We start from the raw sequence: 10,366 nt of genomic DNA, 5'->3' as shown, positions 1-10,366 counted from the left end.
GCATGGACAGGTATATGTTAAAGCTGTATAGTTGCCGGGCCTTCGTTCTTTAGGGCATCTCTAAGAATTCGAAATTTGCTGCAATGCATAGTTGCTCCTCGGTCGCCTAAATGAGAGTATTTCCCGCCTGCCGGATAGGCAGGCGGGAGGCTGTTTGTGCGCCCGCTGAATTCTTAGAGATGCTCTTCAGAAAAGGATGAGATGTCAGCCATTGAATGCCGGGCGGAAAGAAATGGCGCATGGATATGCGCGGTGAATAAAACATTTATGGAGGGTAACATGAACAAAGTTGTTCAAGGGGCAATCGGGTTCGGATTGCTGTGTATGGGTGCGGGTCCGGCCATGGCGGCGCCGGACATTTCCAAATTGCCGGTGGTCACCCAGGAACTGGTGGCTCCGCCTTTTTTACCCAAGCACGACCAGGTAGCCAAAGGGGGTCCCAAGGTTGTCAAGGTGCGCATGGAGACCATAGAAAAGCTGGTGCAGATTGCACCGGATGGCACCAAGATGTGGGCGTTGACCTTCAATGGCACCGTTCCGGGTCCGCTGATCGTCGTGCATGAGGGCGACTATGTCGAGCTGACACTGGTCAACCCCAAGACCAGCACCATGGCGCACAATGTTGACTTTCATGCGTCAACCGGTGCGCTGGGTAGCGCCGGCCTGACGCTGGTGGCTCCTGGCGAAGATGTGGTGGTGCGCTGGAAGGCAACCAAAGCCGGCGTATTTATCTACCACTGTGCCCCGGGCGGAACCATGATTCCGTTCCACGTCATATCGGGCATGAATGGCGCCATCATGGTATTGCCGCGGGATGGCCTGAAGGACAACAAAGGCAAGCCGGTGCGCTATGACCGGGCCTACTACATAGGCGAACAGGATCTGTACCTGCCCAAGGACAAGGACGGGAAATACAAGTCGTATTCCCAGCCCGCCGAAGGCATGGCTGAAATGCTCGAAGTCGGCAAGGGTTTGATCCCGACGCACGTCGTCTTCAATGGCGCGGTAGGTGCGCTGACGGGCGACAATGCGCTCAAGGCCAAGGTTGGAGAGAAAGTGCTGTTCATTCACGCGCAGGCCAACCGCGATTCCCGTCCCCACCTGATTGGCGGCCATGGCGATCTGGTATGGCAGGGTGGCAAGTTCAGCGATCCTCCTCTCACCAATCAGGAAACCTGGTTTGTGGCAGGGGGCGGCACAGGAGTGGCCTTGTATGAATTCAAGCAACCCGGCCTCTATGTGTATCTGAGCCATAACCTGCTGGAAGCCGTATTGCTGGGTGCCGCGGCCCACATGAATGTCGAGGGCAAATGGGACGACGATCTCATGATCCAGCTCAAGAAACCCAATGAGAATTCAACCCCGGCGATGGATCACTAAGAAAATCCATTAGCATCCTATCCGCGCGGCTTCAATGTTACGTTGAAGCCGCGTTTTTATGCGCGGGATACCGATCTGAAATATGAATAAGAATGAAGCTGGCCGATAAGCCGGGTTCTGTCTTGGACAATCATTCCTCTAGACGTACGGTTACCCGTACGCTCAAGCAACCTACCCGCAGGCTCAGCGAGCAGCATCATCGCCTGCCTATTTGGTCTTGCTCCGGATGGAGGTTACCGCGTTTCACCGTAACTTAATACGCTCGTCTCTGTGGCCCTCTTCCTCACCTCACGGTGGCCGGCCATTAACCGGCATCCTGCTCTGTGGAGCCCGGACTTTCCTCCCCCCTGCCTTCCATAACCGAAAGGTGGGCGGCGACTGTCTAGCCAGCTTCGATAGAGATAGTATCACCAAACCAAACGCACGAAACAAACTCCCTTACGAATTTCCACTCATTGATTCTGAGAGCGCCAAATCCTCTTGCCCTGCCTTCCAAAATCGCACACGCCACCCTGTCCAACTACCGGATTTAGGATAATCAAGTTATGATTTCAGATTCACAATCCGGTGTACCCTGATGAACCCTCGCATACTGCTTATTTACGCATTCGCTTTCCTCTTATCCGGGTGCGCAGCGCTAGGAATGCATGAGCCGCTTCGTGTCTCTTTAGCTGGAGTTGAGCCGCTGGAAGGGAGAGGTATGGAGGCACGCTTCGCGGTCCACCTCCGAATTCAGAATCATGACGGCAGACCCCTCGATTACGATGGTGTCGCGCTCGATCTGGATTTACGCGGAATGAGCTTCGCGAGTGGAGTAAGCGATCAGCAGGGCACGATACCCCGCTTTGGAGAAGCGGTCATCACGGTGCCGGTAACAGTGCCGGCGACAACAATTATCCGTCATGCCTTTGGACTGGCCGCTGGCGATCATACCAAGGCCGATTATCACTTGCGTGGCCACCTTGGCGGACAGGGATTTGCCATCGGGCGCCGCTTCGATTCGAAAGGAGAAATTACGTTGTCGACCCTACCACCGGAGAAGATGCCTTGACCTTCAATTATTGAATGGTTATTGAATGGTTTGCCCGTCTGCTATAGTACGTGCCCACTCCGGAGTTCTCCAGGGTCAGGGACCCCATATTGTGCACGGTAGCTTTCTATCGCCTGAAGATTGTGTCGCAGACTCTTTCTGTCCCGCAGATAATTTGCAATGTCATCCAGATTAACGATGCTGGCAACCTGAATTCCGCAGGCATGATGAACTTCCTGCGTAGCGGAAAGTTCTCCGTTACCGCGCTCCATCCGGTCAAGTGCAATAATGACGCCACAAGGTATGGCACCAGAAGCTTGAATGTGGCCGACGGATTCCTGCACTGAAATACCGGCAGAAATGACGTCGTCAACAATCAGCACACGTCCGGCAAGGGGGGCGCCCACGAGATTTCCTCCTTCGCCGTGATCCTTTACTTCTTTACGATTGAAACAGAAGGGGTAGTTATCCCCGTTCTCGGCCAGCGCAATGGCGATAGCACTTACCAGCGGGATGCCCTTGTAGGCGGGACCAAATAGCATATCAAACGGAAGCCGGGCATCACGAATGGCTTTGGCGTAAAATTGCCCCAGTTTCCGAAGAGAATCGCCGTCGTTGAACAACCCCGCATTGAAAAAATATGGCGACAGCCGTCCCGCTTTAGTTTTAAATTCGCCGAAGCACAGCACACTACGGTCAATGGCAAATTCAATGAATTCCTGCCGGAAATCGGACATCTCTACATGACCAACTGGAAAAAATAGACGTGAGAATTATAACGCTTAACCTGAACGGAGTGCGCTCTGCCACAAGCAAGGGTTTTTTCCGGTGGCTGCCGATGCAGGGGGCCGATATCGTATGTGTGCAGGAATTGAAAGCTCAGAAGACCGACATCACGGGAGAAATGTTGTCACCCGATGGCTACCATGGTTATTTCCACTGCGCTGAAAAGAAGGGATACAGCGGAGTAGGTATTTACAGCCGGCAAAAGCCCGACAATATCATCGAAGGTCTTGGCATTGCGGAGATCGATGCGGAAGGGCGCTTTCTACGCGCTGACTTTGGCCCATTGACTATAGTATCAATCTATTTTCCCTCCGGCTCCAGTGGTGAGCATCGGCAAGCTGCCAAATTCTTTTTCCTTGAGCGATTCCTCCCCATGCTCAAAGAACTCGCGGGTTGCGGCAGGGAGATCATATTATGCGGTGACTGGAATATCGCTCACAAGGAAATCGATCTGAAGAACTGGCGCTCCAATCAGAAAAACTCCGGGTTTCTGCCCGAAGAACGCATCTGGCTTAGTGGAGTTTTTGATGATCTTGAATTTGTCGATGTTTTCCGTCAAATCAACGCCGAGCCTGAGCAATACACATGGTGGTCCAATCGAGGGCAAGCCTGGGCCAAGAATGTAGGCTGGCGCATCGATTATCAGATTGCGACACCGCACATTGCGGCCAAGGCGACTAAAGTTTCGATTTACAAGGAGGAGCGTTTCTCCGATCATTCACCGCTCACCATCGACTATGATTACAGCCTATGACCCTGTATTCGATAGTTGATCCTTCCTCTTACGGTATAGCCGTCTCGCCCGAATGCCGGACCTAGGATAATGTCCACTGCCTTATCCGGTTGGCTACATGCTTTTCGCATTTACACCCATCCACGGGTGTTGGGGATGCTGTCACTCGGTTTTTCTGCCGGATTGCCGCTGTTGTTGATACTGGGCACTTTATCGTTCTGGTTAAGGGAAGCGGGCATCGACCGCTCCACCATCGGTCACTTGAGCTGGATCGGATTGGCATATGGCTTCAAATGGCTGTGGTCGCCGCTGGTGGATCGTCTCTCATTGCCGATATTAACCCGTATTCTAGGCCGGCGGCGCGCGTGGCTATTACTCTCGCAAATTGTTATCGCCATCGCGCTTGCCGGTATGGCAAGTACCGATCCGATCGAGAACTTGACGTATATGGTTTTTTTTGCCCTTGCTGTCGCTTTCGCATCCGCTACTCAGGATATCGCGCTGGACGCCTATCGAATCGAAGCGGTAGCACCCAGACTCCAAGGGGCCATGGCCGCCACTTATCAGGCAGGTTATCGTGTGGCCATGATCCTGGCTTCCGCTGGCGTATTGTGGATAGCCGCGGCGGTAGACCCTTCGGAAGCCAGTTATGACTATGCGCCGTGGCGCACTGCCTATCTGGCGATGGCCGCATGCATGGCTGTGGGCATTATCACCACGCTTATCATTCGCGAGCCGGAAGTTCCTGTCACGCGTCTCATCGCCGAAAATGAAGGCCATGCCCGGGAGGTCATTGCACACTGGAATTTGAACGTACGACTCGCGCAAACACTGGCTTGGCTATATGGAGCAATGATTGCGCCCTTCCGGGATTTTATTGTGCGTCATGGTCGGCAAGCGCTGGTAATTCTGGCATTGATCGCACTTTATCGCATCTCGGATGTGGTGATGGGTGTAATGAGCAATCCTTTTTACGTGGATATGGGTTACACCAAGGATGAAGTGGCAACAATATCCAAAATCTATGGGGTCATCATGACGATTGCCGGTGCAGCCATCGGCGGAGTGCTCACGGCAAAAATCGGGGTCATGCGCACATTGTTTCTGGGAGCGGTATTGTCTGCGGCAACCAATTTGCTATTTGTCTGGCTAAGCGGGCGCGGTCACGATATAACCGGCCTCATATTCACCATTTCCGCAGACAATCTGTCCGCCGGCATCGCTTCTTCCGCTTTTATAGCCTATCTTTCTGGTCTGACGAATTCCGCCTACTCTGCCACACAATACGCGTTGTTCAGTTCGGTGATGCTGTTATTGCCAAAGTTTATCGCCGGGTTCAGCGGCGAATTCGTCGATGCTTACGGTTACGCCAGTTTTTTTACCGGCACGGCGTTACTCGGCCTTCCGGTATTGGTATTGGTATGGCTGGCGGGACAGGCAAAATTCGAGACAGCGGATTCCCAGGCGCATGCCAAGTGATTCTGATGGCTACTTTTGCTGCTCAAACCGATAAAATGCCAACGTCCCCAGTAAGTTGGGCAGGAACGTGATTTGATGATCTCCACTCATTACCCTGCGCTCAAGAATACGCGCGCCATGCTGACTGCAGAACTCTTCAAAATCGCCGAGTGTACAGTTGTGAATGTTAGGTGTGTCGAACCACTGATAAGGTAGCGTTTCCGAAACAGGCATGTGACCAGACATCACCTGTAGCCGGTTTTTCCAGTAGCCAAAATTAGGAAACGACACAATCCCCTCCTTGCTTACGCGCAACATTTCCCTGATGATTCCCTCGGTGTGTTTTACCGCTTGCAACGTTTGCGAGAGAACCACATAATCGAACGATCCCGATTCGAAGCTCAGCAGCCCGGATTCCAGATCACTCTGAATCACATTGACTCCATTATTGAAGCACGCAAGGACATTGTCATCGTCGATTTCCACTCCATAGCCATGAATGTTGCGCGCATCGCGCAGGAAACATAGGAGCGAGCCATCGCCGCAACCTAAATCGAGCACCTTTGCACCGGGCTTCACCCATGCGGCAATGGCGGCAAAATCGGGCCGGGTGGCAGTGTATGGGGTAGCAGTGCTGGTCACGTCTTCAATATTTGCGGGATGTATTCGTTGGCGAATATATTATCCTAAATCTGGTAGTCGAACGGGGTGAAGTACGCAGTTTTTACTGCACATGGCTGCGTGCAATGCCTTGCTCCACACCCCATGGACCGCATCCTCCGTCTCACCCAGTGGCCGGATTGCGATTGAAATCAGAGTCATCTCGTTCTTAGCGCCATTTCAACCAAGGCATGTCGAGCCTGCTGCGCGTCGAATGCCATCTCCTCAAAATCGATACGCAGATGCCTGCCATCGGCGCGTATATCGAAACCGTCGCAGTCGATCCCCAACATTTCGACATCCAATGCCACGCATTGGTGAAAATGTTCACAGTATCGGCGCAAAGTATCGCGATGATCCGCATTCATATGCGCAATGACATCGTCCTCCTGCCCAATCAACGGATAAGCCGGCACCAGATAGCTGGCCGCCGAGACCCAATGAATCTTACCGAAACCGCCAATGTAGCGCAGTGTCTGCGGAACGATGCGATAGAAAGAGAAATCGCGCATGGCGAGATAGGTTTCCGCTTCCGGAAAATAGCGCAGATAGCGCACAGCAATACGGAGGTTGTCCTCCACAGGTTGGGCCGTCCCCACCACCGTGACGCGCCCTTGGGACTGGATGTTCAAGTCGCTGTGATCATGTGTAAGAAGGCTTACACGAGCGTCATGGCGGATATTTTTAGTATGTTCCGCCAACATGCTGATAAGGATAAGCAGGCTGCCGTCGTGGTCCACCAGATAGTACAAAATCGAGGCGAACGGATGGCCATCGAACTTCTCCGACAAGGTACTCAAGACACCGTAGCGGTGAGTGCGCAACATCCGACGGGCTGCGCGCGCATTATTCATGGAGCTTCTCTGTCTGACCTGGTTGGATTTAACGTTTTAACGTATTCGCTAGGAGCATTATAGTCGCGTCGCCATGCTTCGATGATGCGCTTTGATTCAGGCTTCTGCAACCCGACGACAAGAATGCGTCTGGCTGGGTGTGCCACTATCGAAGGTGGTGACCTCCCGGTACCCTCATCGAGAAGAGGTACGTAAATGGTTGTTATCGTAGTCATCGCAGGTCCCAATCCGAGTAATCAAAGCACGATAAGGAATGCAGCTACGGAAAGGCGAGATGCAGGCATGGAAGACTCTAGCGAGAGTTTTAAATGCAATCAAGTAAAGCGTGTCTCTTTTTGCAAAGGGAGAACAACGTTGCGGGAAAGCTACGATTTCATCAGGCTGGCTGCCCGCGAGAGGCTCTGGGTAAGTTTTTATTTGCACCGCAGCTGGACAAGTCTTGAAGCCGCGCAAATCATTTTCATAAAATTGCTCTATCAATGGAGCAATGTTATCCAAAAAATGGCCTTTATTCTATATAAAGAACAGTGGATGATTCCACTCTGGAAATTTGGAGGAATCATCATAAAGAAGAACAAGAACGACGAATGGCTGCTGGCCAATATTTGCAAGCTCTGGAAGTGCGCACCAAACCTGAACCATCCGGGTCACCCATGCGACCAGATTGGGCGACTGCTCCAAGACTGGCCGGAAAACGACCAGGACTCCAAATGAGCCAAAAAAGCGCCGGAAATCCGAATTTCATCCCCGGCAATGGGCTTATCGAATCCAATCACTGCCATTTACCAGCTGGTAGCCAAAGGCATCACGGAAATTTCAATCTCCTGTTAATAGCATCAAGAGGGAAGCATGAACATCAAGCTGTTCGGCCTTGCGCTGGCCTTGTTGGAGCTGGCTGCGGGGGACACAATTGCCAAGGAAGGCAACGATCAGTATCCGAACGGTGCCGAAAACTGGCTGGCGGGCGCGGCGCCATCGCCGGGCAACCACTTCCTCAACTATCTCGGTCACTACAACGGCACCCTGCACAATGGCGACGGCGACAAGGCCGCGGCCGCAGTCAGCGCCTGGTTCAACGCATTCCGCCTTATTCACATCACCGAAATGCGTATTCTGGGGGGCAACTACGGTGTGCACATCATCGTGCCGATAGTGCATCAAAGGATGAAGCTCGGAGACCATGCCTCCTCAGTCGTAGGTCTAGGTGATATAACCATTAGTCCGGCCAGCCTGGTCTGGCATTTGGGTAACTGGCACTGGGTAGCGGCACTGGATATTCGCATGCCCACCGGCCAGTATAAGGCTGGCGATCCGCGTAAGAGCATCGGCACCAATTACTGGAGCATCTAACCACTCTTCGCGGTAACCTGGCTCTCTGAAAAAGGTTGGGAGATCTCCAGCAAGTTCATGTATAACATCAAGAGCAAGAATAAGGAGTTTCGCTCCGCCATAGGTGAACCAAAAATGGACTACGCGTCCGGTGACGAATTCCACATTGACTTTCTTGTTGGCAAACGTTTAGGCCCGTGGGGCGTCGGACTTTCGGGCTATTACCTAAAGCAGACGACCAACGACAAACTCGATGGGCAGACAATCTCGTCGGCGTTCGGCCCATGGTCCTCTGGGCGCAAAGGCGAAGTGTTCGCGATCGGGCCCAGCGCGAGCTACAATAGCCCGACCGGAACGATATTCATTGCACAGTGGCAGCATGAAATGCACGTCAAGAATCGTTTCCAGGGTTACACGGCCTGGTTGAGGTTGATCATGCCCTTCTAATGCTCAGGCACTAACGCGCGGAAAACTTTATCAATATTGACGTCCACCAAAGTGAACAGCCACTCCCGGGCGGATGGATTTTCCATGCTACACGGCAAATCGATTCATGCAGGTGGTATAATTAGGACCTGTTGAATTCGATAAAATAGAGGATTCCATGCGATGTGCCGACGCCACCCAAGCCGCGATGTTCAGGTATCGGAATGGCAGGGGCTGGTATCCTCGGAGCATTTCACGGTGGATGACACTCTGATCGAAGCCTGAGCCATGCTCCCTGATGGAGAACCGCACTGGTCACTGGCACGGTGGAGCGCTTGATCAAACGAGGTTCGACTTTGGAAGCGGACAGGAATTATGACATGGTCCAGTTCGTCTTTTTGCCATGCTCGGCCGACGCGTGACGCCACATGTGGCGCCGAAGATCCCCAATAGTGCCATCGATGGGCGCACGACGTGGCATGTACTTGAAAAACGCTAGCGGCTGAATACGGCATAGAGCGAAATCCGCTGGCGGCTAGCCGACGGCATCAGGGGAAATTTCAACCTCCTGTTAAACCTTGCCCCAGATGCTCCTGTAGGAACTCAATGAAGCGCTGTGTCTTTGCAGGCAATAACCGAGTCTCAGTGACGGCGTAGACGGATATCGGAGCGCCATGCCATTTGGGCAGGATGCGACGCAACCGCCCGCTGGCAAGATCATCGGCGACAATTGCCTCCATCATCATGATGATGCCCATGTCGAGTGTTGCCAGGCGGCGAATCATGCCGACACTGTTGAGCGTAAACCGGCCACCAATAGAAACTTTGGTGGTATGCGTCCCATCGTGCAGTGTCCACGCACCAGCCTTCAGGATGCCAAGGCACTCATGGCGCTCCAGATCAGCAGGCTCGGCAGGTTCTCCCAAGCGGTCGAGATAACGGGGCGAAGCGTAAAGGTACGCAGGGAGCGCAGCCAGTGGACGCGCAATCAGTTGTGAATTCTCAAGCTCTCCTATACGGATCGCCACGTCGAAAGGCTCGCTCACCAGATCGACCCGCCGTGATGTGAGATCGAAATCGAAGGTGATACCGGGATAGAGGCTTGCGAACTCGGCGACCAAAGGCGCCATGTAGGCGATGGCAAAATCCACAGGCAGCGAAGCGCGCAGTACGCCGCTGGGCTGTGCGAGCATTTCGCCAAGTTGTTCGTGCGCAAGCCTGGCTTCATCGACGATGCGCTTGCAGCGCTCGTAATAAATCTGACCAGCCTCAGTTAGCTCGATCTTGCGAGTTGTGCGATGCAAGAGGCGCAGCCCAATCGTCTTCTCCAGCGTACTGATCCGTCGCGACAGGGTTGAGTTCGGCATTCCGATGGTGTCGGCAGCACCACGAAAGCCCTTGGCCTTGACAACTTCTACGAACAGGGCCATGTCATTCAAAAATTCCATACTAATTGCTCCATTGACAGAGCAATGTTATCCAAAAAATAGTCTTTATTCTATATAAAAAGCAGTGGATGATTCCACTCTGGAAATTTCGAGGAAATCATCATGACGAAGAACGAGGGTTGGAACGACGGACAGTTGCCGGCCAATATTTTTAAGCCCTGGAGGCGCGCACTGATCCTGAACCATCGGAGTCACCCACGCGGCCAGATCGGCCAACATTGCTTCGAAGCTGGCCGTGTAGCAGCTTTCAATTGAATCGGGC

10 protein-coding genes, 1 other RNA gene and 1 pseudogene are annotated in these 10,366 nt (G+C 53.0%); 7 read left to right on the top strand and 5 right to left on the bottom strand.

The features are described 5' to 3' along the window. The first annotated feature begins 279 nt into the window (after positions 1–279). The gene (gene nirK / locus SQ11_RS14135) at positions 280–1,380 is read left to right on the top strand and encodes a copper-containing nitrite reductase (protein ID WP_041514846.1); all 1,101 of its coding nucleotides are present in this window, start codon (positions 280–282) and stop codon (positions 1,378–1,380) included. A 90-nt stretch (positions 1,381–1,470) separates the two neighbouring features. Here the strand turns inward: nirK and rnpB are convergent. Further along, positions 1,471–1,774: RNase P RNA component class A (gene rnpB, locus SQ11_RS16575), an RNA gene on the bottom strand. Positions 1,775–1,957: 183 nt separating this feature from the next. Here rnpB and SQ11_RS14130 point away from each other — a divergent pair. Then, on the top strand, positions 1,958–2,431 hold the full coding sequence (locus SQ11_RS14130; RefSeq protein WP_041514841.1) for an LEA type 2 family protein: 474 nt from the start codon (positions 1,958–1,960) through the stop codon (positions 2,429–2,431). A 41-nt stretch (positions 2,432–2,472) separates the two neighbouring features. Here SQ11_RS14130 and pyrE read toward each other — a convergent pair whose 3' ends face one another. After that, positions 2,473–3,147 (bottom strand): orotate phosphoribosyltransferase, encoded by a 675-nt coding sequence (pyrE, locus tag SQ11_RS14125; RefSeq protein WP_041514840.1) that lies wholly within the window; start codon positions 3,145–3,147, stop codon positions 2,473–2,475. A 29-nt stretch (positions 3,148–3,176) separates the two neighbouring features. Between pyrE and SQ11_RS14120 the strand changes: the two genes are divergently transcribed. Next, positions 3,177–3,950 (top strand): exodeoxyribonuclease III, encoded by a 774-nt coding sequence (locus SQ11_RS14120; protein ID WP_041514839.1) that lies wholly within the window; start codon positions 3,177–3,179, stop codon positions 3,948–3,950. A 69-nt stretch (positions 3,951–4,019) separates the two neighbouring features. Continuing rightward, positions 4,020–5,408 (top strand): MFS transporter, encoded by a 1,389-nt coding sequence (locus tag SQ11_RS14115; RefSeq protein WP_041514838.1) that lies wholly within the window; start codon positions 4,020–4,022, stop codon positions 5,406–5,408. A 9-nt stretch (positions 5,409–5,417) separates the two neighbouring features. Here the strand turns inward: SQ11_RS14115 and metW are convergent, their stop codons facing one another. Together metW and SQ11_RS14105 are read right to left on the bottom strand one after the other, a co-directional pair. Further along, positions 5,418–6,029, bottom strand: coding sequence for a methionine biosynthesis protein MetW (metW, locus tag SQ11_RS14110; RefSeq protein ID WP_041514837.1), 612 nt, complete (start codon positions 6,027–6,029; stop codon positions 5,418–5,420). A 176-nt stretch (positions 6,030–6,205) separates the two neighbouring features. Further along, positions 6,206–6,901, bottom strand: coding sequence for a HugZ family protein (locus SQ11_RS14105; protein WP_041514836.1), 696 nt, complete (start codon positions 6,899–6,901; stop codon positions 6,206–6,208). Positions 6,902–7,096: 195 nt separating this feature from the next. Here SQ11_RS14105 and SQ11_RS14100 point away from each other — a divergent pair, with 195 nt between their 5' ends. Together SQ11_RS14100 and SQ11_RS17920 are read left to right on the top strand one after the other, a co-directional pair. Further along, positions 7,097–7,615, top strand: coding sequence for a hypothetical protein (locus SQ11_RS14100; RefSeq protein ID WP_156972521.1), 519 nt, complete (start codon positions 7,097–7,099; stop codon positions 7,613–7,615). Positions 7,616–7,750: 135 nt separating this feature from the next. After that, positions 7,751–8,677, top strand: a pseudogene (locus SQ11_RS17920) (transporter). Between the two features lie 539 nt (positions 8,678–9,216). On the opposite strand, the gene SQ11_RS14090 reads toward SQ11_RS17920, so the two are convergent. Continuing rightward, entirely contained in the window at positions 9,217–10,104 is an 888-nt protein-coding gene (locus SQ11_RS14090; RefSeq protein ID WP_041514834.1) for a LysR family transcriptional regulator, read from the bottom strand. Between the two features lie 102 nt (positions 10,105–10,206). On the opposite strand from SQ11_RS14090, the gene SQ11_RS17370 reads away from it, so the two are divergent. Beyond that, on the top strand, positions 10,207–10,359 hold the full coding sequence (locus SQ11_RS17370; protein ID WP_156972520.1) for a hypothetical protein: 153 nt from the start codon (positions 10,207–10,209) through the stop codon (positions 10,357–10,359). Positions 10,360–10,366: the final 7 nt, after the last annotated feature.

Origin of the sequence: Nitrosospira sp. NpAV (assembly GCF_000832065.1) — a bacterium.
Lineage (GTDB): Bacteria > Pseudomonadota > Gammaproteobacteria > Burkholderiales > Nitrosomonadaceae > Nitrosospira.
The sequence above is the reverse complement of the archived record's forward strand: the minus strand, read 5'-3'. Positions and strand labels throughout refer to the sequence as shown.